Source organism: Agromyces sp. CCNWLW203 (genome assembly GCF_036576125.1).
Lineage (GTDB): Bacteria > Actinomycetota > Actinomycetes > Actinomycetales > Microbacteriaceae > Agromyces.
The window spans coordinates 341,308-364,454 of record NZ_JAZHYX010000005.1; the positions used below are offsets into that span (position 1 = coordinate 341,308).

The window sequence follows — 23,147 nt, forward strand, 5'->3', positions numbered from 1 at the left end:
CATGGCGCACGAGCGTCAGCGCCGGATGATGCGCCGCTCGATCGCGGCGGCGACGGCGCCCGCCCGAGTGTCGACGCCGAGCTTCGTGTAGATGTGCGAGAGGTGCGACTTCACCGTCGCCTCCGAGACGAAAAGCTCCTTCGCCATCTCGCGGTTGCCGAGGCCCTGTGCAAGGAGTTCGAGCACGGCGACCTCGCGTTCGGTGACGACGGGGCCGGGTGAGGCGGCGCGGCGCACGAGCGTGGCCGCGACGGCGGGTGCGAGCACCGTCTCACCCCTGGCGGTGGCGCGGATGCCGGCGAACAGCTCGGGCGCCGGGGCATCCTTCAGCAGGTAGCCGCTCGCGCCGGCGTCGAGGGCGCGCAGGATGTCGGCCTCGGTGGCGTACGTCGTGAGCACGAGCACTCGCGGCGGGTCGTCGAGCGCTCGCAGCTCGGCGGTGACGGCCGCTCCGCCGGGGCCGTCACCGAGATCGAGATCCATCAGCACGACGTCGGGCCGCACCGCCGCGACGATCGAGCGCGCCGTCGCGAGGTCGCGAGCCTCGCCGACGACCTCGAGGTCGTCGGTGCCCGAGATGAGCGCCGAGAGTCCGGCACGAACGACGGGGTGGTCGTCGACGAGCACGACGCGCACGCTCATTCGGTCTCCAACGGCAGTTCGACCGAGACCGTGGTGCCGTCGCCGGGCGCGCTCTCGACGGAGGCCCGGCCGCCGAGACCGGCGGCGCGGTCGGCGATGCCCTGGAGTCCTCGGCCGCGACCGGTACGGCCGGGTCGCGAGGTGTCGGATGCCGCGGTGCCGGTCGTGTCGCCCACGGTCGTGACGTCGAATCCCCGGCCGTCGTCGCGCACGTCGAGCCGCACCTCGTCGGAGAGGAAGGTGAGCGTGACGGCGACCCTCCCGGCCCCGGAATGCTCGACGGCGTTCGCGAGTGCGCCTCGGGCGGAGCGGAGCAGGGCGCCCGCGACATCCGCTGCGAGAGGTACCGGCTCGCCGTGCACATACAGGCTCACCTCGGGACCCGATCCGGGGCCGGTGCCGTCGACGCCCGCTCCGTCGGCGCCCGCGGTCTCGTCGACGAGTCGCTGCAGCGCCGACGGAAGCGCCTCACCCGACGGGTCGTCGGCGAGCTCGACGGGCGGAAGCCCGTGCACGACCCGGCGCACCTCGGCGAGTCCGTCACGCGCCGTCGCCGCGGCCACGCCGACGTGATCGCGCGCGAGATCGGGGCGCCGGTCCCAGTCCTGCTCGGTCGCCGCGAGCAGCAGCGTGATGCTCGCGAGCCGCTGCCCGACCGAGTCGTGGATCTCGCGCGAGAGCCGCTGGCGTTCGGCGAGCGCACCGGCCCGGTGCTGCGCCTGCAGCAGCTCGTGCTGCGCGTCGGTCAGTTCGTCGAGCAGGGCCTGCCGCGCCGCCGACTCGCGCTGCAGCGCCCGGTAGACGAGCACGGTCACGAGCGCGATGCCGATCGGACCGGCGATCACGGTGGGGTCGACGCCGTCGGCGATGCGCAGTTCGGCGGCGGTGACGAGCGCCGTCATGAGCACGACCACGGTCACCGCGCCGCGGAACGGCAGCACCTGCAGCACCGCGAACCCGAGCGGCACGGCGCACCATGCGAAGGAGGGGGCCGCGAGTGTCAGCAGCGCCCAGAGCACGGTGACGGTGACGACCCAGGCGGTCGGCCACCACGATCGCGTCGGCAGGAGCGGCCGGAGCGAGTAGGCCGCCGTGAGCAGCGCTGCGCCGATGAGCACGAGCACGCCGTCGGCGCCGAGGCCGTGGCGCTCGAGGTATCGCACGGCCGAGGTGACGACGAGCACGATGAAGACGAGCGCCAGCCAGCGGTCGAGCCGGGCGACGGGCGCGAGGATGCCGCGGACTCCGCTGATCTCGGGGGCGGTGCGCTCGGAAACGGACATGATCGCCCAGCCTAGGCACCCGGCCTCACCCCCGGCATCATCCGATCGGCTATCCGATGGCAGCCGATCTCCCGACGCCGGCACCTGCGGTGCGGCGGGAGTCTGGATGAGCACGCCGGAATCGGCACGCAGAGAAGGGAAGTTCCATGAAGCGCATCATCGCCACCGCGCTCGCCGCAGTGAGCCTCACGGCCGGAGTCGCGACCGCGACGATCACGGCAGACGCAAGCGCCGCATCGGCCGCCGAACACGGCATCAGCGGCCAGAGCCAGTCGGGTCAGGCCGGCCAGAGCCAGGGCCGCCCCGACCGATACCTCCTCCCGGGCGACGCCGCGGGCTCGCGCTTCGAGGGCATCGGCGTCGACGAGCGTCGCGGCCTGTTCTACGTCAGCGAGGTCACCGGCGGCGAGATCCACCGCGGCAGCGCCAGCGACGCGGAGGCCCTCGAGTGGCTTGCGGGCGACGGCACCGACGGTCGCTTCACGGCTCGCGGCATCACGGTCGACGGGGCCGGCAACGTCTACATCGCGGGCGGCCCGAACGGCATCGGAAACCCCGACCGCCCCGACCTCTGGGTGTACTCGGAAGAGGGCGAGCTGCTCGCCGCGCTGCGTGTGCCCGGCACCCCCGACGCGTTCCTCAACGACGTCGCGATCGGCGCCGACGGCGCCGCCTACTTCACCAACTCGAACGACCCGCAGATCTTCCGCGTCGCGCAGTCGGCCGACGGCTGGTCGGCCGAGCTGTGGGCGGATGCCTCGGGCGCGATCGATCGCGTCGCGGGCTTCAACCTCGGCGGCATCGTGCTCTCGGCCGACCGCAGCGCGTTCGTCGTCGCGCAGGGCAACACCGGGCAGTTGTGGCGCTTCGCCGCGGCCGACGGCGCGGTCTCGGAGATCGACACGAACGGGGCCGACCTCGTGAACGCCGACGGACTCGTGCTGCAGGGCAACCAGCTGACCATCATTCGCAACTTCTCGAAGATGGTCGCGACGATGCGGGTGTCGGCCGACGGCGACTCGGTGTTCGGCGTCAGCCAGCAGGCGAGCGACCCCGACCGCGTCTCCACGACCGCGAAGATGTTGCGCGGCCGCCTGCTCGCGGTCGACAGCAAGTTCGACGAGCAGCCGGCGCCCTCGGGCCCGTACGACGTCGTCGGGTCGCCGTGGAGCTGATCCGGATCCGCCGCAGTGGCGCCGTCGCGGTCATCGCGGCGGCGCTGCTGCTCACCGGGTGCGCGGCGGCTCCCGAGGCGTCCGCGCCGCGCACGGCTCCGCCCACGAGCACTTCTGCACGAGAGGATGATCGCATGACCGAGACCCCTGCGCCCCAGCTGCCCGACGCCGACGGCACCCTGCTCGCCGCGGCGGCCGGGGGCGACGCCGCCACCGTCGACCTCGCGATCCGCGCGGGCGCAGCACTCGAGGCGCGCGACGAGCGGCAGCGCACGGCGCTGCTGCTCGCCGTCACCGGCGACCACGTCGAGGCCGCGAAGCTGCTCGTCGCCGCGGGCGCCGACCCCGACGCCCTCGACGACCGCCACGACACCCCGTGGCTCGTCACGGGCGTCACCGGAAGCGTCGCGATGGCCGAGGTGCTGCTGCCCGCGAATCCCGACTTCACGATCGTGAACCGCTACGGCGGCATCTCCGTGATCCCGGCGGGCGAGCGCGCTCACGTCGAATACCTGCAGCGCGTGCTGCAGACGGACATCGACGTGAACCACGTCAACGACCTCGGTTGGACGGCCCTGCTCGAGGCGGTCATCCTCGGCGACGGCGGCCCGCGGCACCAGCAGACGGTGCGGGTGCTGCTCGAGGGCGGCGCCGACCGTTCGATCGCCGACCGCGACGGCGTCACCCCGCTCGAGCACGCCCGGGCGAAGGGCTACGACGAGATCGTCGCGCTGCTCGACTGAAACACCGACGGCGGATGCCTCGCACGCGCGAGGCATCCGCCGTTCTCGATGGTGAAGCGCTACGCCGCAGCGCCGCCCAGGTAGGCGTTGCGCACCTCGGGCAGCTCGACGAGCTCGCCCGGCGTGCCCTCGAGCACGACGCGGCCGCGCTGCATGACGACGGCCCGGTCGGCGATGCCGAACGAGGCGCGTACGTTCTGCTCGACGAGCAGCACGGCCATGCCGCGCCCGCGCAGCTCGGTGAGCACCTTCATGATCTCGGCGACGACCTTCGGCGCGAGGCCGATCGACGGCTCGTCGAGCATGATCGCCTTCGGCGCGGCCATGAGGCCCCGGCCGATCGCGACCATCTGCTGCTCGCCGCCCGAGAGCGTGCCGGCCGCCTGTCCGAGCCGCGGCTGCAGGCGCGGGAAGAGCTCGAGCACGGCGGCGAGATCGCCCTTGCCGCCGCGGCTCCACGCGCCGAGCATGAGGTTGTCGCGCACCGACAGGGTCTGGAAGCACAGGCGGTTCTCGGGCACGTGGGTGAGCCCGAGCGATGCCATCTTCTCGGTCGGCTTGCCGGTGATGTCGACGCCGTCGATCGTGACGGTGCCGGCGGTCGGGCGGATCAGGCCGTTGAGCGCGCGAAGCAGCGTCGTCTTGCCCGCGCCGTTCGAACCGACGACGGTCACGATCTCGCCCGGCGCCACCGAGAGGCTCACCTCGTGCAGGATCGCGAGCTTGCCGTAGCCCGCGTCGAGGCGGTCGACTGCGAGGGTCATGACTGGTCCTCCAGTTCCTTCAGTTCGGCTTCGGCCTCTTCGGCATCGGTGCCGAGGTAGGCGACGATGACCGCGGGGTCGTTGCGCACCGACTCGGGGTCGCCGTGCGCGATGAGCACGCCGTCGTCGAGCACCGCGACCGTGTCGGCGAGCGCCATCACCTGGGCGACGTCGTGCTCGACGAGCACGATCGTGAGCCCGGCGTCGCGCAGCGCCCGCAGCAGCTGCGCGAGCAGCTCGCGCTCGCTGCCCGAGAGGCCGGCCATCGGCTCGTCGAGCAGCAGCAGCGCGGGCTCGGCGGCGAGCGCCCGGCAGACCTCCATCATGCGCTGGCGGCCGAACGGCAGGTCGCCGGCGGCGAGGCCCGCGACGTCGCCGAGGCGCATCGAGTCGAGGATGTCGTGCGCGATCTCCTCATGGGCGTACTGCTCGCGGCCCTGGAGCCCGAACATGCCGCGGAGGATGCCGGCCCGCCCCTTGCGGTAGCGACCCATGTAGACGTTGCCGACGACGTCGGTCGACGAGAACACCTGCAGGTTCTGGAACGTGCGGGTGAGCCCGGCGTCGGCGCCGACGTGCGGCTTCTTGCCCTGGATCTCCTCGCCGAGGAAACGGACGGTTCCCGACGTCGGGGCGATCGCGCCCGTGATCATGTTGAAGCACGTCGTCTTGCCCGCGCCGTTCGGCCCGATGAGGCCCATGATCTGCCCGGCGGGCACCGTGAGCGTCACGTCGTCGACCGCGACGACGCCGCCGTAGCGCTTCGTGAGCCCCGACACCTCGAGGATCGGCTGGCCGGCCGCGACCGGAGTCGAGACGGTCGGAATGGGGGCGTCGGATGCCGCGGCATCCGCCACCTCGTCGAGCCCGGCGCCGGCCGGAGCCTCGCCCGGCAGCCCGCCGAACGCGCGCGTGGGCACCTCGCCCGAGCCGTCGTCGACGGCTACGGCCGATGCAGGTTTCGCCGCGGCATCCGCTCGCGTGCCGATGCGTGCACTGATCGCCGCCCAGGCCGACTTCACGACCTGGTAGAGACCGCCCGGCAGCAGGATGATCACGAGGATCAGCACGAGGCCGTAGCCGATGAGCTGCACCTCGCCGGTCGCGCCGGGGATGATCGCGGGGATCAGGTCGCGGAGCCCTTCGGAGAGGAGCTCCACGATGAACGCACCGGCGACCGCGCCCCAGACCGAACCGAGCCCGCCGAGCACGACCATCAGCAGCAGCTCGACCGAGACGTGGAACTCGGCAACCTGCGGCGAGACGATCTGCACCTGGTAGGCGTAGAAGACGCCGCCGAGGCCCGCGAAGCCCGCTGACAGGGTGAACACCTTCACGCGCAGAGCGTAGGTGTTCACGCCGAGGGACTCGGCCGCGAGTTCGGAGTCATTGACCGCCGAGAGCGCCCGGCCGGCACGCGAGCGGGTGAGGTTCAGCGCGAGCACGAGGCCGATGAGCACGAACGGCGCGACGAACCAGAAGAACAGTCCGTTGTTGTCGATCGGGATGCCGAAGACCTCGGGCCTGCCGTAGCCGTAGATGCCCGTCGTTCGGCCCGTGAACTCCCACTCGCGCACGGCGATCATGACGATGAAGCCGAGGCCGAGCGTCGCGAGCGCGAGGTAGTGGCCGCGCAGGCGCAGCATCGGCAGGCCGATGAGGAGCGCGGCGAGCATGGCCGCGACGACCCCGCCGACCGCGGCCACCGGGCCCGGCATCTCGAACTTCTGCAACAGGATCGCGTGCGTGTACGCGCCGATCGCGAAGAACGCGGCCTGGCCGAGGCTCACCTGGCCGGCGAGGCCCATGAGCAGCGACAGGCCGATCGCGGGCAGCGCGAAGATCATCGAGAAGACGGCGATGTTCATCATCGACGAGCTCGCCGTGAACGGGATGATCGCGATGATCACCGCGAACGCGGCGACGCCGAGGATCGTGCCGCGATTGTTGGGCCAGAACCCGGTCTTCGACCGCATGGCGGCCTTGTTCAGGTAGGACATCTCAGACCCTCACGGCGTTCGGGCGCAGCACGAGGCCGGCCGGTCGGATGATCAGCACGATGATGAGGATGAAGAACGCGACCGCATCCTTCCAGCCGGATGCCACGTAGCCGGCGACGTACGACTCGATGATGCCGAGCAGCAGCGCGCCGACGATCGCCGCCCGGAACGAGACGAGCCCGCCGAGCACCGCCGCCACGAAGCCCTTCAGCCCGAGGAGGAGCCCGCCCGACCAGATCGAGAGGTAGATCGGCGACGAGACCACGCCCGCCGTCGCGCCCACGAAACCGGCGATCGCGAAGGCGATGATCGATGCCACGGCCGGCGAGATGCCGACGATGCGGGCCGCGACCGGCTGCTCGGCGCTCGCGCGCAGCGCCTTGCCCCACCGGGTCTTCTCGTAGAAGAGCAGCACGCCGCCGCCGACGACCACGAGGGCGCCGAGCATCCAGAGCTCTTGCGAGCGGATGCTGACGCCGCCGAGGGTGACGTCGCTGCCGGGGAAGGCCGGAAGGCGCTTCGCCTCAGCGCCCCAGATGAGGAGCATGATCGCCTGCAGCAGCGTCGAGACGCCGAGGGTCAGGATGATCGAGACGAGCGTCGTGAGGTTCTTCACGCGTGCGATGACGAGTCGCTCGATGAGCACCGAGGCGAGCGTCACCGAGATGAGCGCGATGAGGATGGCGACGGGCAGGGGCAGGCCGGCCGTGACGAGCGAGATGCTGCCGAGGCCGGCCAGCGTCGCGTAGTCGCCCTGGGCGATGTTCACGACGTGCCGCACCGTGTAGGTGGCGATGAGGCCGACGGCGAGCAGGGCGTACACGGACCCTTGTGAGAGCCCTGCCACCGTCAGCTGGAGGAAGTCGATCAACGGGTGCTGCCTACTCTTCGTAGAGGGTCCAGCGGCCGCCCTCGGCGAGCGCCATGATGAGTGCGTCCGCCGTGAGACCCGAGTGGTTGTCGGGCGTCATCGTGAAGATGCCCGAGATGCCGACGAGGTCGGTCGTCGCCTCGATGGCGTCGCGCAGTGCCTCGGGCTCCGTGCCGGCTGCTGCGATCGCCTCGGTGCCGACGAGCCAGGCGTCGTACGCGTGACCGGCGAAGCTCGAGGGCGAGCTGCCGAACTCCTCGGAGTAGTCGGCGATGAACTGGTCGATGACGGCCTTCTGAGGGTCGTCGTCGGCGAGCTGGTCGGCGACGAGCAGGCGGCCCATCGGCGCGATGACGCCGTCGGCTGCGGGGCCCGCGGCCTCGAAGAACGCGTCGTTCGCGACACCGTGCGACTGGTAGACCGGCTTGTTCACGCCGAGCTGCACGTAGGCGGCCTGCGCGAGACCGGCCGACGGGGTGATGCCCCAGATGATGACGGCGTCGGCGTCGGCCGCGCGGATGTTGGTCATCTGCGCGGTGAAGTCGGTCGCGCTCGGCTCGAAGGCCTCGGTCGCCGTGAGGGTGATGCCGCGCTCCTCGCCGAGCTCGGTGATGATGTCGGCGATGCCCTCGCCGAAGCCGGTGGCGTCGCGCACGAGGGCGATCTTCGTGTAGCCCTTGGACTCGGCGTCGTCGAGGATGCGCTCGAGCACGACGAGGTCGTTCTGCGCGGTCTTGAAGACCCACTCGGAGCCGTCGACGATCGCGGCGTTCGCGGCGACCGAGATGGTCGGCACCTGGGCGGCCTCGACGAGCGGCCGCATCGCGAGCGAGGGGCCGGTGCGCGAGGAGCCGATGATGAGGTCGACGTCGTCGTTCTCGATGAGCTGGGTGGTGGCCTTGGCCGCACCGTCCTCGGTGGACTGGTTGTCCTTGATGATGAGCTCGACCTCGCGGCCGTCGATGCCCCCGTCGGCGTTCAGCTGCGCGGCGAGCATGTTGAGGGTGTTCTGCTCGGGGACGCCGAGGTTCGCGCCGACGCCCGTGATGTCGAGCACGGCGCCGATCTTGATGGGGCCGTCTTCAGCGGCCTCTCCGCCGCCGGAGTCGCCGCCGAAGTTCGAGGCGCCGCAACCGGTGAGGGCGAGGGCGATGGATGCCGCGACCGCGGCGGGGACGAGCAGACGGCGTTGCGCACGGTGCATGGGATGAACTCTCCTTTGAGCCCTCACGGGTTCTCGACATTGAGTAGGGGGATTCATGACCGACCATTCGGTCACTATTTCAACACTCTCGAAGATACGGTGCGTGACCAGGCATCGCAAGCCGTCGTTATGCAACGGAGACACGGATGTTGCGCGCAGAACGCCAAACCGCAGGTGCTCGAGTGCCCGGAGGGCTGAGCATTCGGGTACGCCGGGGCGAGGCAGGATGGAGACATGTCGATCCTCATCACCGCCGAAGAGCTCGCCGATCGTCTCGCCTCCGGGGAGCACACCGTCGTGCTCGACGTGCGCTGGTCGCTCGCGGAGCCCGACGGCACCGAGGCCTATCGCGCCGGCCACGTACCCGGCGCCGTGTACGTCGACCTCGACCACGAACTCGCCGATCACGACGTGGCGGGGCAGGGGCGGCATCCGCTGCCGAGCGAGGCCGCCTTCACGCGGTCGATGCGGCGCTGGGGCCTCCGTGACGGCGACACCGTCGTCGTGATGGACGACCTCGGCAACCAGTCCGCGGCGCGGGCCTGGTGGCTGCTCCGGCACGCCGGCGCCACCGACGTGCGGATGCTCGACGGCGGTCTCGCGGCATGGCGGGCCGCTGGGCATCCGCTCGAGCTCGGCGATGTCGCGCCCGAGCCCGGTGACGCCACCGCGCACTTCGGCGGCATGCCGGTGATCGACATCGACGAGGCCGCCGAGTTCTCCGGCAGGGGCGTGCTGCTCGACGCGCGCGCCGCGGCGCGCTACCGCGGGGAGGTCGAGCCGATCGATCCCCGCGCGGGCCACATCCCCGGCGCGCGATCGGCGCCGAGCGGTGAGAACCTCGACGCCGATGGGCGCTTCAAGGTGCCCGAGGCGCTGCGCGAGCACTTCGCCGGCGTCGGCGTCACCGGGGAAGCGCCGGTCGCCGCGTATTGCGGTTCCGGCGTCACCGCGGCGCACGAGGTCGCCGCCCTCGCGATCGCCGGCATCGATGCGGCCCTCTACCCGGGGTCGTGGAGCCAGTGGTCGAACGACGAGACCCGGCAGGTCGCCACGGGAGCCGCGGATGCCGCGGGGGCCGCGGATGCCGCGGGGGCCGCGGATGCCGCGGGGGCCGCGGATGCCGCGGGTGCCGCGGGTGCCGCGCCGACCGGATAGCCGGTCACTCGCGCGGCACGGGCACGCCCGCGGCCCGGAGCCTCGCCTCCGTGAGGGCCGTCAGCCTCGTCGAGACCGGCGCCTGGGCCTCGCCGTGGGTGTTGATCAGCGCGTACTTGGCGGATGCCTCGGTCCAGGCCCGCATGACCTCGGGGTCGCCCATCAGGGAGGGGTTCGCGAGATAGAGGTCGGCGGTGGCGATCGCCAGCTCCTCGATGCGCGGGTCGTGCTGTTCCCACCCTTCGGCCTCCCAGCCGCGCTTGGTCAGCTCGACGTATCCGACGTCGCCCAGCCGGAGCTCGAGCTGGGCCAGGAAGGCGTCGAAGCCGCGCGGAATCAGCGCGAGGGCGAGTACGAGCCCTTCGCGCTGGCCGGCCACGTAGGCGGCGTCGAAGCCGAGGTCGCGCATCCGGTCGAGCACGGCGCACGCGCGGTCGGGCAGCAGAGCCCGGTCGCCGTCGGCCAGCCGGTGCAACGTGTCGCGACGAGCGACCAGGTCGGCGATGCGATCGTTCAGCCGTCGCTCGACGTCGACGATGGCGGCCGTGAAGTCGTCGGCGTCGGCATCGAGCAGCTCACCGATCTCGGCGAGCGGCACGCCGGCCGTCGCCAGGGTCCGAACCTGCACCAGCCGCAGCAGTTCTTCCGACCCGTAGCGGCGGTACCCGGAGCTGTCGCGCCGGGGTTCGTCGACCAGCCCGAGCCGGTGGTAGTGCCGCACGGTCTTCACGGTGACCCCGGCGTAGGCCGCCGCCTGTCCGATCGTGAGTCCGCCCGTCATTCCGTCAACGTACCGGGCGATCGAGGGCGGCGACCTCTCGCACCACCGCCGCAACGGCGGGGGAGTCCTTTCGGAGGATGCTCCCGTGATTGCTTCCGACCTTCGCAGCCACCTGCAGGTTCGGGTTGCGAGCGAGCATCGGTTCGATGGCCTTGCGCATCTGCTCCTGCAGGTCGTCGCGGCTGCCCACGGCCTCGCCCGACGCGACGACGTAGCGCACGGGCACGGTCAGGCCGACGAGGGTCGGTTCGAGGGCGGCGTGCAGCAGGTGGGACTCGATGGCGAGCTCCGCGTGCGTCTCAGCGGAGAACCGCGCCGCGAGGCCCATCGGGCGAACCAGCGGCATCATCGGCTTCATCCGGGCGAACACCTTCCGGATCTCCTCGTGACCGGCCTCGTCGGTCCAGCCGACCGGGTAGGGGCCGTCGACGCCCACCACGCCCAGCGTGCGCTCTGGGTTCCTGCTCGCCCAGTGCACGCCGAGCAGCGCCCCGTAGGACCAGCCCACGAGCAGCGCCTTCTCGACGCCCCTCGCTGCGAGCACCGCGTCGATGTCGCGCAGGCACGCCTCGAAGGAGTAGTCGGACGAGAGCTTCGACGTGCCGCGCGCCCGCTCGTCGAAGCTGATGTGGCGATAGCCGGGTCCGAGGTCGGCGATGACGCGTCGCCAGTGCCGCTTCGAGGCGTACGCGCCGTTCAGGTAGACCACGGGGATGCCGGAACCGCCGGTGTCGGTGACCGCCAGGGCCGTGTCGTCCACCGGCACCATGCCGGTCCAGGTGGTGTGGGATTCGGTTGTCGTCGTTGCCTTCGTCGTGTTCATGTCGCCAGCCTGAGCCCTGACCCGAGGTCAAGGTCAAGAGGCGATTTCCACGCGCTCGATCTGACCGTCAACCGAGACCCGGTGAGGTCTCGATACGCGTCCTCCTTCGTCGGGCGCTACTCGACCGGCGTCGCCGGGCGCTGGCCGATCGCGATGAGCGTCGTCACGTCGATCGAGGTCACGCCGCGCTCCTCGATCGCCGCGAGGTAGCGCCGCCGCACCTTCTCGACCGCCGGCGCGCCGAGGCCTCCGAGCATGTAGCGCAGCGCGGTGCCCTCGACGAGGGTCCACGAGAGCTCGGGCGTCAACTCGAGGTGCCGCTGCACGGTGTGGGCGCGCACACCCGCGAGGCCGAGCCCCGTGAGCCACTGGGCGAGGCCGCCGGCCGTGTCGATCGACTCGAGGCCGGCCGCACGCGGCACGGCGGCATCGAGCGACGCTCCGCCGTCGGGCAGCGCCTCGGCGAGCAGCTCGGGCAGCGGCTCGAACGCGCCGCGTGCCCACACGGTGATCGCGACGCGGCCGCCGGGGCGCGCGCGCTCGATCAGGTGGCGTGTGCCGGCGTCGAGGTCGGGAAGGTGGAAGACGCCGAGCACGCATTGCACGAGGTCGTACCCGGTGGGCTCCCACGACGTGATGTCGGCGACGTGCAGCCGGATCTGCGGCATCCGCTCGCCCGCTCGCTCGCGTGCCGCCTCGACGAGCGGCTCGGCGAAGTCGACCGCGTCGACGATGCCGCCCGGCCCGACGAGTTCGGCGGTCGGCAGTGCGGACGCCCCGTCGCCGCAGCACGCGTCGAGCACGACCTCGTCGAACCGGGGACGCGCCCGCGCCACCGCGGCGGTCGAGATCGGATTCCACAGCGCGTCGTCGAGCTCGATGGATGCCGCGGCCGCAGCCGCGAATCCTCCAGCGAGATCAGGTTCCCCCAACTTGTCCCCCATGCATTCATTGTGTCGCTGATCAGCGCCGATGCGGGGGATTGCGTCGGCCCGCCCGGATTGCGGCGGCGCGGATCGTGCGGATTCCGTGACCATGGACTCAGGCAATCGAAAGCCGAACGGTGCAGACTGGAGGGATTCCACCCTTGATCGAAACGAGTCGTCCTCCCATGAACCGTGCCATGCGCCGTGCCGCGCCCCTCGCGCTCGCCTCCGCGACCGCCCTGCTCCTCGCCGGTTGCGCCACCGGCCCTGAGCCCGAAGCGACGAAGACCCCTGACGCCGCTGCGGCGTGCATGGACGTGCCGTCCGGAGAGCTCAGCGACGGCGTGAAGGTCGAGGGCGAGTTCGCCGGAACGCCGGCCGCCACGTTCACCACGCCGCTCGAGGCCGATGAGCTCGAGCGCACGATCGCCATCGAGGGCGACGGCGACGAGACCGCGGCGGGCGATCAGATGAACGTCGTCGTGACGGCGTTCTCGGGCACGAGCGGCGAAACACTCTTCTCGCAGCCGACCACGATGAAGGTCGGCGACGAGCAGGTCTTCGAGTCGTTCCTCGCGGGCATCGACTGCGTGCCCGTGGGCTCGCGCAGCGTGGTCGTCGCCCCGGCGTCGACGCTCTACGGCGACACCGGCAACGAGACCATCGGCGTCGCCGCCGGCGAGACCGTCGTCATCGTCGTCGACGTCGTCGAGGTGCAGGAGCAGCTGAAGCCCGCCGAGTGGACCGAGAACGTGCCCGAGGTGAAGTTCGGCGCCGAGGGCGAGCCGCCCACGGTCACCCTGCCCGAGACCGAGCCGTCGACCGAGCTGCAGATGAAGGTGCTCGAAGAGGGCGACGGTGCCGAGGTGCAGGCCGGCGACAGCGTCACCGTGCACTACCAGGGCATCAGCTGGACCACCGGCGAGGTCTTCGACCAGAGCTACACCCGCGGTGAGCCGTCGACGTTCACGACCGACGGCGTCATCCAGGGCTTCGGCGCTGCGCTCGTCGGCCAGAAGGTCGGCGCCAAGGTCATCGTCACGATTCCGCCGGAGTACGCGTACGGCACGGATGCCGCGGCGCACGAGCTCGGCGGGCAGACGCTCGTCTTCCTCGTGGAGATCGAGGGCACCGAAGCCGCGAGCTAGTCTCACGCGAACGAAGGGCCGGACGGGAAACCGTCCGGCCCTTCGTCGTTCCCGCGCTCAGCGACCCCAGGTCAGCACGGTGATGACGATGCCCACCGCGAGGAAGCACGCCACGAACACCGTGTCCCGCACACGCCACGGCGAGAGGTGCCGCTCGGTGCGGGTGCGGTGAGCGCCGAAGGCGCGCGCGTCCATCGCGAGGGCGACGCGTTCGGCGTGCCGGATCGCCGAGGCGAGCAGCGGCACGATGTAGCCGAGCGCACGTCGCACGGCGGCGACCGGCCCGCGCCCGACCTCGGTGCCGCGCACGCGGTGGGCGGCCCTGATGATCTCGAGTTCGTGCCCGAACCGCGGCACGAAGCGCAGCGCCGCGAGCGCGGTGTAGCCGAGGCGGTACGGCACCCGCAGGTTCTGCACCATGGAGCGCACGAACTCGGTGCCGGTCGACGTGACGCCCGCGATGAGCGAGAGCAGCAGGATCGCGAGGATGCGGAGCCCGGTCGCGAATCCCACGACGTAGGCCGCGAGCGTGAAGTCCCAGTCGCCGATCGAGACGAGGGTGACGGATGCCGCGGGGTGGTCCGCCACGCTCGACGGGTCGATCCACACGCCGAAGCTGACGCCGAGCACGAGCGCGGCGATCGGGATGCCGAGGAACAGTGCCGCGACCGCACGACCCGGCAGGCGTGCGCCGATGAGCAGCACGGCCGCCGCGAACACGATGAACGCGAGCGGCAGCGCGATGCCCCGGCTGAACATCACGACGACCATGAGGGGCAGCGGCGCCGCGAGCTTCACGAGGGGGTTCAGGGCGTACAGGAATCGCGCGGGGCGCTGCGTGCGGTGTTCGGCGTAGGGGTCGAGGGCAGCGGATGCCGCGTGGTGCTCGCGCTCGTCGGCCGGTGCGCTCACGATGCCGCCCTCGAGGAGACGGGCAGCTGCGACATCCGGGTCACCGCATGCCAGGCGGTGTGGCGTGCGAGCCCTCGGGTGGCCCGTGCGAGCGGCGGGTGGCGCAGCCCCGCCTGCTCGACGAGCGGGCCGGCGAGCACCTCGACCGTGGGGCCGACGCCGAGGAGCCGGCCGTCGCTCATCACGGCGATATGACTCGCGTAGTCGGCGACGAGTTGCAGGTCGTGGGTGACGACGAGCACGGTCGTGCCGTCGTCGTTCAGGCCTCGCAGCATGTCGAGCAGTTCGGAGGCGCGCGCTCGGTCTTGCCCGAACGTCGGCTCGTCGAGGGCGAGCACCGGCGCGCCCGCGATGAGCGCGGTGCCGACCGAGAGGCGCCGCTTCTGCCCGCCTGACAGCAGGAAGGGGTGCTGGTCGCGCAGCCCCTCGAGCCCGAAGCGCGTGAGCATCGCCTCGACGCGCGGTGCGGCGTCGGCCTCGGGGACGCCCTGCAGGCGCAGCCCCTGGGCGAGCTCCTCCGCGACGGTCGGCGCGATGAACTGGTGCTCGGGGTTCTGGAAGACGAAGCCGATGCGGCGGGCGCGCTCGCGGGCCGCACAGCGTGCGGGGTCGACGCCGAGCACCTCGACGGCGCCGCGGGGAGCGGGGATCACCCCGGCCAGCGCCTGCAGCAACGAGGTCTTGCCCGCGCCGTTCGTGCCGACGATCGCGAGGAAGTCGCCGGCCGCCACGTCGAGGTCGACGCCCTCGACGACGATCGGCCCGCGACGCCCGCCGCGGCGCACCGAGAGGTCGCGGGCGCGGATCGCCGTCTCGCCGACGACGGCGAGCGCCCCGGTCGCTGCGCCCATAGAGAGCGTGGGGCGCGGCGACAGCGCGGTCGAGCGCACGGGCGAGGACTCGCTGAGCGGTGCGGGCAGGGACGGCAGGGCGTCGAGTGCCGAGGCGAGCTCCGCCGGTGAGAGCGGCAGCGGGTCGAGCACGACGCCGGCGTCGCGCAGCCGCATCGCGGCGAGCGTCGAGACCGGCAGCCAGACCCCGAGGGCGACGAGTTCGTCGGCTCGCTCGCGCAGCACCTCGCGGGCAGGGCCGTCGATCACGAGGCGCCCGCTCGCGTCGAGCACGATGACCCGGTCGACGATGTCGACGGCCGCGTCGAGGTTGTGCTCGACGAGCACGACCGCGTGGTCCCGCTCGCTCGCGAGCTCGCGGAGCACCGCGTAGACCTCGTCGATGCCGGCCGGGTCGAGGTTCGCCGTCGGCTCGTCGAGCACGAGCACGGGGGCGGCCATCGCGAGCGCGCAGGCGATCGCGAGGCGCTGGCGCCCGCCGCCCGAGAGCGTGTCGGGGTTCTCCGCGCGGCGGTCCCAAAGGCCGACGAGCTTCAGCGCGCGCTCGGCGCGTTCGAGCACCTCGGATGCCGGTGCGAGCTGGTTCTCGGGCGCGAAGCACACCTCGTCGAGCACCGTGCCGGTGACGATCTGGGCGTCGGGATCCTGGAACACCATCGCGACGTGCTCGCTCAGCACGCCGACCGGGTGCTCGCTCGTGTCGAGGCCGGCGACCCGCACCGTGCCCTCGAGGGCCGCGGGTACGGCGTGCGGCACGAGCCCGTCGAGCGCGAGGGTCAGCGTCGACTTGCCGCATCCGCTCGGGCCGAGGATCAGCACGACCTCGCCGCGGCCCACCTCGAACGACACGTCGACGGGCGTCGCGGCCTCGGCGCCCTCGTGGCGGATGCTCACGCGGTCGAGGTCGAGCAGGGGGGCTGGGAGCATGGCTGGGCCTGGGCGAGTGGGGCGGTCGGACGGCCCGCGACGCGGCATCCGTTGTGCTCAGGCAAGCCTAACCTTCGCTCCGCGGCCAGGTCGCGGCGGGGCCACGGGGCACGGCGGCGGTGGTCGGGAATTCCCCGGTCAGCCGCAGTGTTGTACTGATGTTCGGGTGTGGAGTCACCACCCCGGAAGGAGGAGAACGTGGGCATCAGTTATGTCGAGTTCGAGGACGAAGCCGGGATCCTGCGTCGCTATCGCAAGCACGTGAACGGCCGGGGCCTCGTCGCCACGACCGCCAAGGTCGACCCGACCGCGTTCGTCGACCCGACGGCCTATGTCGACTCGGGTGCCGAAGTGCAGCGCGGCGCCCAGATCGGCCCGGGCGGCTGGGTCGAGGGCGACGCCATCGTCGCCGAGCGCGCCGTCGTCGGCGTGAACGCGCACGTCGGGCGCCGAGCGGTCGTCGGGCGCAACGCCGTCGTGGGCCCGTACGCGACCATCGGTCGCGACGCCAAGGTGCAGAACGGCGCGCGCGTGCCGCGCGAACTCACGATCGCCGACGGCGACGAGTATCGCGCATCGGGCGACGACCTGCGCCGGCTCGGCCTCGCGGCCTGAGCACTCCTGGGCCTGCGCAAGCCCTGGGGTTGCGCAGGCTCGCGTCATACGCTGGAGCACATGTCGAATCCCGCTGAGACCGACACGACCGAGACCGCGACGACCGCGAGCGCGACGAGCCAGGCAGCCCCGGGCTGGTGGAAGTCCGCCGTCGTCTACCAGGTCTATCCCCGCAGCTTCCAGGACTCCGACGGCGACGGCATCGGCGACCTCCGCGGCATCCTGAGCCGGCTCGACCATCTCGAGCGGCTCGGGGTCGACGTCGTGTGGCTCTCGCCGATCTACCGTTCTCCACACGCCGACAACGGCTACGACATCAGCGACTACCGCGACATCGACCCGGCGTTCGGCACGCTCGACGACTTCGATGAGCTGTGCGAGGCCATGCACGCCCGCGGCATGAAGCTCGTCATGGACCTCGTCGTGAACCACACCTCCGACGAGCACCCGTGGTTCGTCGAGTCGCGGTCGAGCCGCGACAACCCGAAGCGCGACTGGTACTGGTGGCGGGCGCCTCGCGCCGGCATGGCCGCCGGTGCGCCCGGTGCCGAGCCGACGAACTGGGAGTCGTTCTTCTCCGGTCCGACCTGGGAGCTCGACGAGGCATCCGGCGAGTACTACCTGCATCTCTTCGACGTGAAGCAACCCGATCTCAACTGGGAGAACCCCGAGGTGCGCGCCGCAGTGCACGAGATGATGCGGTGGTGGCTCGACCGGGGCGTCGACGGGTTCCGCATGGACGTGATCAACCTCATCTCGAAGCATCCCGAGCTGCCCGACGGACCGGTGCGCGAGGGCCGCCGTCACGGCGACGGATCCGCCTTCTACGCCGGCGGACCGCGGTTGCACGAGTTCCTGCAGGAGATGCACCGCGAGGTCTTCGAGGGACGAAACGGGCTCATCACGGTCGGCGAGACGCCGGGCGTCACGATCGACGAGGCCCGGCTGCTGACCGACCCAGCGCGCCAGGAGGTCGACATGGTGTTCCAGTTCGAGCACGTCGGGCTCGACCACGGCGTCTCGAAGTTCCGGCCTCGGCAGCTCGCGCCTGGCGAGCTTGCCGCCTCGCTCACCCGGTGGCAGGAGGGGCTCGCCGACGTCGGCTGGAACAGCCTCTACCTCTCGAACCACGACCAGGCGCGGTCGGTCAGCCGTTTCGGCGACGATGACCGCTTCCGCCGCGAGTCGGCGACCGCGCTCGCCACGATGCTGCACCTGCAGCGCGGTACGTCCTACGTCTACCAAGGCGAGGAGCTCGGCATGACGAACGCGCCGTTCGTCGACATCGCCGACTATCGCGACGTCGAGTCGTTGAACCATTATCGCGAGGAGGTCGCGAGCGGCACCGCGGTCGCCGAGACCATCTCGGGGCTCGGTCTCATGAGCCGCGACCACGCCCGCACGCCGGTGCAGTGGGACGCGTCGCCGAGCGCCGGGTTCACGAGCGGAACGCCGTGGATCGCGGTCAACCCGAACCACGCGAGCATCAACGCGGCGGCGCAGTACGACGACCCCTCGTCGGTGTTCGAGTACTATCGCCGACTCATCGCGTTGCGCCACGAGCGCCCCGTGGTCGCGCACGGCACCTTCGAGCGAGCGGATGCCGGTCACCCCGCGATCTTCGCCTTCGAACGGGTGCTCGGCGGCGATCGGCTGCTCGTCGTCGTCAACCTGTCGGGCGCGGAGCACCGGCCCGAGTTCGCGCCGGCGTTCGTCGACCGCTGGGCCGGTGCCGAGGTGCTGCTGACGAACACGGCGACGGACGCTCCGGCGGTGACGCCGTCGGAGCTGCTGGGGCCGTGGGAGGCGAACGTCTTCGCATCGGTGGCCGTGCCACCGACGAGCGCCGCGCCGATCGAATAGACGACCGGCGCGGCATCCGAACCCCTCGTACCTACTGCCGCGCCATCGCCACCCGAAGGCGCTCCTCGGGGTCGATCAGGTGGTCGTGGTCGTCGTCGCCGGTGTCGATCTGCACCCAGTGGATCTTGCCGGTGAAGCGGCTCGACTGCGGGGTGTAGTCGGGGCTGACCGCGGTGCCGGATTCGTAGCCGACGTCGGTCGTCTCATCTGCGGAGAAGACCATCGGCTGAGTCGCGCCGACCCGGCCGGTGCCCACGGCCTCGCCGTCGTAGGAGAGCGTGACATCGCCGCCCTTCGCCAGCCCGCCGCCGTCGTAGGCGAACTCCATCCGCACCTGGTGCTTCCCGGCGGGGATCGGCGACTCGGCCTCGATCTCGAACGACTGGATGCCGAGCACGTTGTAGACGAACTTCGCCTTTCCGCCGGTCACGAAGACGCTCCAGCCGCCGAAGCGGCCGCCCTGCGCGATGATCACGCCTTCGGCACCGCCCTCGGGCACGACGACCTCGGCGGTGACCGAGAACGACTTGTTCTTGATGCTGACGACGCTGTTCTCGGAGAGTCGGCCCATGCCGGCGAAGAACAGCTGCGAATTGCCGTGGATGAGGGTCGGCCGGCCCGCGATCTCGGGGTTGAGCCGATCGGCGGTGCGGTCGTCGAGCGGCAGCACGTTGTACTTGACCGCCTCGATCAGCCAGAGCCGCTGCAGCTCGTGCAGGCGCTCAGGGTGCTCGGCCGACAGGTCTCGAGCCTGGCTGAAGTCGGCGCTGCCGTCGTAGAGTTCCCACGCGTCGTCGTCGAACGCGACCATCGCGCCGCCGACCATGACCCACGGAGTGCGGTGCTTCGTGACGGCGCTCCAGCCCTTGTGGTAGACGCCGCGGTTGCCGAACATCTCGAAGTACTGCAGCTCGTGGCGCTCGGGGGTGTCGGGCTCGTTGAAGGTGTAGAGCATGCTCGTGCCCTCCATGGGCGACTGCATCACACCGTTCACCATCGTCGGCTCGGGCAGCCCGGCCGCCTCGAGGATCGTGGGCGCGACGTCGATGACGTGCGTGAACTGCGACCGCAGGCCGCCCTGTTCCGTGATGCCCTTCGGCCAGTGGAGGATGGTGCCGTTGCGCGTGCCGCCCCAGTGCGAGGCGACCTGCTTGGTCCACTGCAGGGGAGAGTTCATCGCCCAGGCCCAGCCGACGGCGTAGTGGTTGTACGAGCTCGGCGTGCCGAACTCGTCCATCTTCGAGAGCATGAACTCGGGGGTCTCGAGGGCGGCCATGCCGTTGAAGTTCGCCATCTCGTTGAAGGCGCCGTTGACGGTGCCCTCGGCCGACGCCCCGTTGTCGCCGATGATGTAGTAGACGATCGTGTTCTCGAGCACCCCGAGGTCGTCGATGGCATCGATCACGCGGCCGACGTGGTGATCGGTGTGCTCGAGGAATCCGGCGTACACCTCCATCTGGCGCTCGAGCACGGGCTTGAGCTCGTCGGGCATGTCGTCCCACGCGGGGATCTCGTCGTGACGCGGGGTGAGTTCGGCGTCGGCGGGAATGACGCCGAGCTCCTTCTGCCGTGCGAACGTCGCCTCGCGCTGCGCGTCCCAGCCGCCGGCGAAGGCGCCCTTGTACTTGTCGGACCACTCGGCCGGAACGTGGTGCGGGGCGTGCGTCGCGCCGGGCGCGAAGTACATGAAGAACGGCTTGTCGGGCATCAGCGCCTTCTGAGTGCGTACCCAGCTGATGGCGTGATCGGCGAGATCCTCGGTGAGGTGGTATCCCTCTTCGGCCGTCGTCGGCGGCTCGACCGGAGTCGTGCCGTTGTACAGCGCCGGCTCGTATTGGTTGTTCTCACCGCCGATGAACCCGTAGAACGTCTCGAAGCCGCCGCCGCCCGACGGCCAGGCGTCGAAGGGTCCCATCGGCGACGACTGCCACACCGGCACCTCATGGCATTTGCCGAACTGCGCGGTCGAATACCCGTTGAGCTTCAGGGTCATCGCCAGCGGCGCCTTCGTGTTCGGCTTCAGCGAGCTGTTGCCCGGTGCCGACGTCGCGGTCTCGGTGATCGAGCCCATGCCGACCGAGTGGTGGTTGCGCCCGCTGAGCATCGCAGCGCGGGTGGGCGCGCACAGGGCGGTCGTGTGGAAGCGGTTGTACTTCAACCCGCCGCCGGCGAGCTTCTCGGCGGTCGGCGTGCGACACGGGCCGCCGAACGCGCTGGAAGCGCCGAATCCCACGTCGTCGAGCAGGACGATCAGTACGTTCGGCGCGCCCTCGGGCGGCAGCAGCGGCTCGATCGGCGGGAACGCCGTGTCCGGGTCCTTCGCGTCGTAGGTCGTGAGCCCGTGCGGCGGCCGATCGGGGATCGGCAGCATCGTGCGGGCGTGGCGATCTGGCTTCATGACATTCCCCCGAGTCGTGTGGAAGCGGCATCCGTCGACACCGCCGTCGAGGTCACGGTACCGAGCGCCTCGCGATGCCGAATCACCCAATGTGCGTGATGCCGGGCGGAGCGCCCTCGGCGACGCTGGGACCGTGACCGAAGCACAGCCCGGTCGCTCAACCACGGATCGGAGCATCGGATGACGGAGCAGACACTGGATGGACTCGGACCGGTCGACTACCTGGTCATCGAGTTCCCAGCCGGAGAAGCGGACTTCTCCGGTGAGATCGCCGAGGAGCTCGTGCGCCTCGTCGAGGCCGGCACGATCCGGCTCATCGACGCGATCGTGCTGACGAAGGATGCGGACGGCTCGGTCGACGCGGTCGAGTTCGAAGACCTCGAAGAGCTCGGCCCGCTCGTCGCGCTCGAGGCGGAGCTCGCTGAACTGCTCGCCGCGGAGGACGTGGAGCACCTCGCGAACGCGATGGAGCCGGGCAGCGTCGCCGGAGTGATCGTCTACGAGAACCTCTGGGCTGCACCGTTCGCCGCGGCCGCTCGCCGGGCCGGCGGGCAGCTCGTCGCGAGCGGGCGCATCCCGATCCAGGCGATCATCGCTTCGATCGACGCCGATGACCTGGCCGACACGGCCGACGAAGAACTGGGAGCCTGAAATGCTGAGAGCTGCACGAATCGGACGAGTCGGCGTGGTCGGTGCACCGGTCGCGAGGGCGGCGGTCGTCGGGGCCGCAGTGACGCCCGGTCGGTCGCCGGTCGCACGGGCTGCGGTCGTCGGGGCCGCAGTGACCCCTGGGCGGTCGCCCGTCGCACGAGCCGCGGTCGTCGGCGCTGCCGTGACCCCTGGTCGGCGCCGCCGGATCTAGCGCCTCAGCCGGCAGGTCAGCCGGCTGAGCGAGCGTCGTCTGGGGGGACGTCGCTCGCGAGGGGACGCTCGAGCAGCTCGTTCGCGAGCAGCTCGAGCGTCTGCTCGCGCCCGGGAGTCGCGTCGAGGGCCTCGCCCTCGTAGCTGCCGCCGATGGGCGCGAGCATGATCTCGTCGATGCCGTGCCGAGCTGCGAGGGTGCGAAGTTCGGATGCCGCCGTCGCGGGGTCTGCGATGATCCACCGCCGCTCCATGGCTGCGACGAGCTCATCACCGACCGAGTCAGCGGGGGCGGCGAGCGCCTCCTCCACGGTCTCGAGCGGTCGCATCGGCCGGTTGGTGCGGAGCCGGGCCATCGAGTGCATCTGGGGCAGCGCGCGGGCGCGCGCCTCTTCGTGCGTCGGCGCGACCGAGGCGTTCACGGTGAGGAACATCTCGGGCACCGGGTGCGCCTCGCTCGGCTGGTACTCGGTGCGGTAGAGCTCGAGCGCCCGCTCGAGGCCCTCGCCCGAGAAGTGGTTGGCGAAGACGTACGGCAGGCCGAGCGAGGCGGCGAGCTTCGCCGAGTAGTCGCTCGATCCGAGCAGCCAGAGGGTCGGGACATCCGTCGCCGCTGGCGTCGCCGTGATCGCGTACTCGCGGCCGCTCGTGAGGCGCAGCGACGCGCCGTCGGGCGAGAGCAGCGAGAGGATGTCGGCGATGTGGTCGGGGAAGTGGTCGACGTCGGCCGTCGGCCCCGAGATGCGCAGCAACTGGGTGATGACCGGATCGCTGCCGGGGGCGCGTCCGATGCCGAGGTCGATGCGGCCGGGCGCGAACGCCTCGAGGGCCGCGAACTGCTCGGCGACGACGAGCGGTGCGTGGTTCGGCAGCATGACGCCGCCCGAGCCGACCCTGATGCGATCGGTCTTCGCCGCGATCGCGGCGATCAGCACGGGCGGCGTCGTCGAGGCGACGGCCGGCATGTTGTGGTGCTCGGCGAACCAGTAGCGGGTGAAGCCCAGACGGTCGGCGAGTTGCGCGAGGCGAACGGATGCCGCGAGCGCACCTGCGCTCGTCTGGCCGGTGCGCACCGGGATGAGGTCGAGCACGGAGAGGCGGGGTGAAGAAGTCATCCCTTTCGGCAACCGGGGCGCGGGGCGCGGTATTCCGCGGGCTGCGGGTTGAGCCTGTCGAAACCGCGGTCTCGACAGGCTCGACCA

Annotated in this window: 20 protein-coding genes; 7 read left to right on the plus strand and 13 right to left on the minus strand. The window is 71.2% G+C overall.

Annotated features, from left to right (window positions below; translation table 11 throughout):
- Nucleotides 1–15: 15 nt before the first annotated feature.
- Both VPH61_RS13800 and VPH61_RS13805 read right to left on the minus strand, forming a co-directional pair.
- Nucleotides 16–642, minus strand: coding sequence for a response regulator transcription factor (locus VPH61_RS13800; RefSeq protein WP_332064076.1), 627 nt, complete (start codon nt 640–642; stop codon nt 16–18).
- A complete protein-coding gene (locus VPH61_RS13805; RefSeq protein WP_332064077.1) occupies nt 639–1,925 on the minus strand; it encodes a sensor histidine kinase in 1,287 nt (428 codons plus the stop codon). Before VPH61_RS13805 ends, VPH61_RS13800 begins: the two co-directional genes overlap by 4 nt.
- A gap of 146 nt (nt 1,926–2,071) precedes the next feature.
- Here VPH61_RS13805 and VPH61_RS13810 point away from each other — a divergent pair, with 146 nt between their 5' ends.
- Together VPH61_RS13810 and VPH61_RS13815 are read left to right on the plus strand one after the other, a co-directional pair.
- Entirely contained in the window at nt 2,072–3,100 is a 1,029-nt protein-coding gene (locus VPH61_RS13810; protein ID WP_332064078.1) for an SMP-30/gluconolactonase/LRE family protein, read from the plus strand.
- Between the two features lie 134 nt (nt 3,101–3,234).
- Entirely contained in the window at nt 3,235–3,843 is a 609-nt protein-coding gene (locus VPH61_RS13815) for an ankyrin repeat domain-containing protein (RefSeq protein ID WP_332064079.1), read from the plus strand.
- A gap of 59 nt (nt 3,844–3,902) precedes the next feature.
- On the opposite strand, the gene VPH61_RS13820 is transcribed toward VPH61_RS13815, so the two are convergent.
- From VPH61_RS13820 to VPH61_RS13835, 4 genes are read right to left on the minus strand one after another with little or no spacing between them, the layout of a single operon-like run.
- The gene (locus tag VPH61_RS13820; RefSeq protein ID WP_332064080.1) at nt 3,903–4,607 is read right to left on the minus strand and encodes an ABC transporter ATP-binding protein; all 705 of its coding nucleotides are present in this window, start codon (nt 4,605–4,607) and stop codon (nt 3,903–3,905) included.
- Nucleotides 4,604–6,607: a branched-chain amino acid ABC transporter ATP-binding protein/permease gene (locus VPH61_RS13825; protein ID WP_332064081.1), complete on the minus strand. Its 2,004-nt coding sequence runs from the start codon at nt 6,605–6,607 to the stop codon at nt 4,604–4,606. The genes VPH61_RS13820 and VPH61_RS13825 overlap by 4 nt, the downstream gene beginning before the upstream one ends.
- A gap of 1 nt (nt 6,608) precedes the next feature.
- A complete protein-coding gene (locus VPH61_RS13830; protein WP_332064082.1) occupies nt 6,609–7,478 on the minus strand; it encodes a branched-chain amino acid ABC transporter permease in 870 nt (289 codons plus the stop codon).
- A gap of 10 nt (nt 7,479–7,488) precedes the next feature.
- A complete protein-coding gene (locus tag VPH61_RS13835) occupies nt 7,489–8,682 on the minus strand; it encodes an ABC transporter substrate-binding protein (RefSeq protein WP_332064083.1) in 1,194 nt (397 codons plus the stop codon).
- Nucleotides 8,683–8,916: 234 nt separating this feature from the next.
- Here VPH61_RS13835 and VPH61_RS13840 point away from each other — a divergent pair, with 234 nt between their 5' ends.
- Complete coding sequence (locus VPH61_RS13840) at nt 8,917–9,840, plus strand: sulfurtransferase (protein ID WP_332064084.1); 924 nt, start codon at nt 8,917–8,919, stop codon at nt 9,838–9,840.
- Nucleotides 9,841–9,844: 4 nt separating this feature from the next.
- Here VPH61_RS13840 and VPH61_RS13845 read toward each other — a convergent pair whose 3' ends face one another.
- From VPH61_RS13845 to VPH61_RS13855, 3 genes are all read right to left on the minus strand, one after another.
- A complete protein-coding gene (locus VPH61_RS13845; protein WP_332064085.1) occupies nt 9,845–10,621 on the minus strand; it encodes a MerR family transcriptional regulator in 777 nt (258 codons plus the stop codon).
- Nucleotides 10,622–10,625: 4 nt separating this feature from the next.
- Entirely contained in the window at nt 10,626–11,444 is an 819-nt protein-coding gene (locus VPH61_RS13850) for an alpha/beta fold hydrolase (protein WP_332064086.1), read from the minus strand.
- Between the two features lie 116 nt (nt 11,445–11,560).
- A complete protein-coding gene (locus tag VPH61_RS13855) occupies nt 11,561–12,388 on the minus strand; it encodes a class I SAM-dependent methyltransferase (RefSeq protein WP_332064087.1) in 828 nt (275 codons plus the stop codon).
- A gap of 167 nt (nt 12,389–12,555) precedes the next feature.
- Between VPH61_RS13855 and VPH61_RS13860 the strand changes: the two genes are divergently transcribed.
- Nucleotides 12,556–13,518: an FKBP-type peptidyl-prolyl cis-trans isomerase gene (locus VPH61_RS13860; protein ID WP_332064088.1), complete on the plus strand. Its 963-nt coding sequence runs from the start codon at nt 12,556–12,558 to the stop codon at nt 13,516–13,518.
- Between the two features lie 57 nt (nt 13,519–13,575).
- Here the strand turns inward: VPH61_RS13860 and VPH61_RS13865 are convergent, their stop codons facing one another.
- Nucleotides 13,576–14,430, minus strand: a complete 855-nt coding sequence (locus VPH61_RS13865; protein WP_332064089.1) for an energy-coupling factor transporter transmembrane component T family protein — start codon at nt 14,428–14,430, stop codon at nt 13,576–13,578.
- Complete coding sequence (locus VPH61_RS13870) at nt 14,427–16,208, minus strand: ABC transporter ATP-binding protein (protein WP_332064090.1); 1,782 nt, start codon at nt 16,206–16,208, stop codon at nt 14,427–14,429. The genes VPH61_RS13865 and VPH61_RS13870 overlap by 4 nt, the downstream gene beginning before the upstream one ends.
- 198 nt (nt 16,209–16,406) lie before the next feature.
- On the opposite strand from VPH61_RS13870, the gene VPH61_RS13875 reads away from it, so the two are divergent.
- Both VPH61_RS13875 and VPH61_RS13880 read left to right on the plus strand, forming a co-directional pair.
- The gene (locus VPH61_RS13875) at nt 16,407–16,823 is read left to right on the plus strand and encodes a hypothetical protein (RefSeq protein ID WP_056011717.1); all 417 of its coding nucleotides are present in this window, start codon (nt 16,407–16,409) and stop codon (nt 16,821–16,823) included.
- Between the two features lie 60 nt (nt 16,824–16,883).
- Nucleotides 16,884–18,686, plus strand: a complete 1,803-nt coding sequence (locus tag VPH61_RS13880; protein ID WP_332064091.1) for an alpha-glucosidase — start codon at nt 16,884–16,886, stop codon at nt 18,684–18,686.
- Between the two features lie 31 nt (nt 18,687–18,717).
- Here the strand turns inward: VPH61_RS13880 and VPH61_RS13885 are convergent, their stop codons facing one another.
- Entirely contained in the window at nt 18,718–21,084 is a 2,367-nt protein-coding gene (locus VPH61_RS13885) for an arylsulfatase (RefSeq protein ID WP_332064092.1), read from the minus strand.
- Nucleotides 21,085–21,264: 180 nt separating this feature from the next.
- On the opposite strand from VPH61_RS13885, the gene VPH61_RS13890 reads away from it, so the two are divergent.
- Nucleotides 21,265–21,735: a DUF6325 family protein gene (locus VPH61_RS13890; protein WP_332064093.1), complete on the plus strand. Its 471-nt coding sequence runs from the start codon at nt 21,265–21,267 to the stop codon at nt 21,733–21,735.
- 227 nt (nt 21,736–21,962) lie between these two features.
- Here VPH61_RS13890 and VPH61_RS13895 read toward each other — a convergent pair whose 3' ends face one another.
- Nucleotides 21,963–23,060, minus strand: coding sequence for an LLM class flavin-dependent oxidoreductase (locus VPH61_RS13895; RefSeq protein WP_332064094.1), 1,098 nt, complete (start codon nt 23,058–23,060; stop codon nt 21,963–21,965).
- Nucleotides 23,061–23,147 lie beyond the last annotated feature (87 nt).

Coding starts and splice junctions, on each gene's coding strand:
- VPH61_RS13805 (WP_332064077.1), bottom strand. CDS start 1,925: ATGTCCGTTTCCGAGCGCACCGCCCCCGAGATCAGCGGAGTCCGCGGC.
- VPH61_RS13820 (WP_332064080.1), bottom strand. CDS start 4,607: ATGACCCTCGCAGTCGACCGCCTCGACGCGGGCTACGGCAAGCTCGCG.
- VPH61_RS13890 (WP_332064093.1), top strand. CDS start 21,265: ATGACGGAGCAGACACTGGATGGACTCGGACCGGTCGACTACCTGGTC.
- VPH61_RS13850 (WP_332064086.1), bottom strand. CDS start 11,444: ATGAACACGACGAAGGCAACGACGACAACCGAATCCCACACCACCTGG.
- VPH61_RS13895 (WP_332064094.1), bottom strand. CDS start 23,060: ATGACTTCTTCACCCCGCCTCTCCGTGCTCGACCTCATCCCGGTGCGC.
- VPH61_RS13880 (WP_332064091.1), top strand. CDS start 16,884: ATGTCGAATCCCGCTGAGACCGACACGACCGAGACCGCGACGACCGCG.
- VPH61_RS13800 (WP_332064076.1), bottom strand. CDS start 642: ATGAGCGTGCGCGTCGTGCTCGTCGACGACCACCCCGTCGTTCGTGCC.
- VPH61_RS13855 (WP_332064087.1), bottom strand. CDS start 12,388: ATGGGGGACAAGTTGGGGGAACCTGATCTCGCTGGAGGATTCGCGGCT.
- VPH61_RS13885 (WP_332064092.1), bottom strand. CDS start 21,084: ATGAAGCCAGATCGCCACGCCCGCACGATGCTGCCGATCCCCGATCGG.
- VPH61_RS13845 (WP_332064085.1), bottom strand. CDS start 10,621: ATGACGGGCGGACTCACGATCGGACAGGCGGCGGCCTACGCCGGGGTC.
- VPH61_RS13860 (WP_332064088.1), top strand. CDS start 12,556: ATGAACCGTGCCATGCGCCGTGCCGCGCCCCTCGCGCTCGCCTCCGCG.
- VPH61_RS13825 (WP_332064081.1), bottom strand. CDS start 6,607: ATGTCCTACCTGAACAAGGCCGCCATGCGGTCGAAGACCGGGTTCTGG.
- VPH61_RS13870 (WP_332064090.1), bottom strand. CDS start 16,208: ATGCTCCCAGCCCCCCTGCTCGACCTCGACCGCGTGAGCATCCGCCAC.
- VPH61_RS13840 (WP_332064084.1), top strand. CDS start 8,917: ATGTCGATCCTCATCACCGCCGAAGAGCTCGCCGATCGTCTCGCCTCC.
- VPH61_RS13835 (WP_332064083.1), bottom strand. CDS start 8,682: ATGCACCGTGCGCAACGCCGTCTGCTCGTCCCCGCCGCGGTCGCGGCA.
- VPH61_RS13810 (WP_332064078.1), top strand. CDS start 2,072: ATGAAGCGCATCATCGCCACCGCGCTCGCCGCAGTGAGCCTCACGGCC.
- VPH61_RS13815 (WP_332064079.1), top strand. CDS start 3,235: ATGACCGAGACCCCTGCGCCCCAGCTGCCCGACGCCGACGGCACCCTG.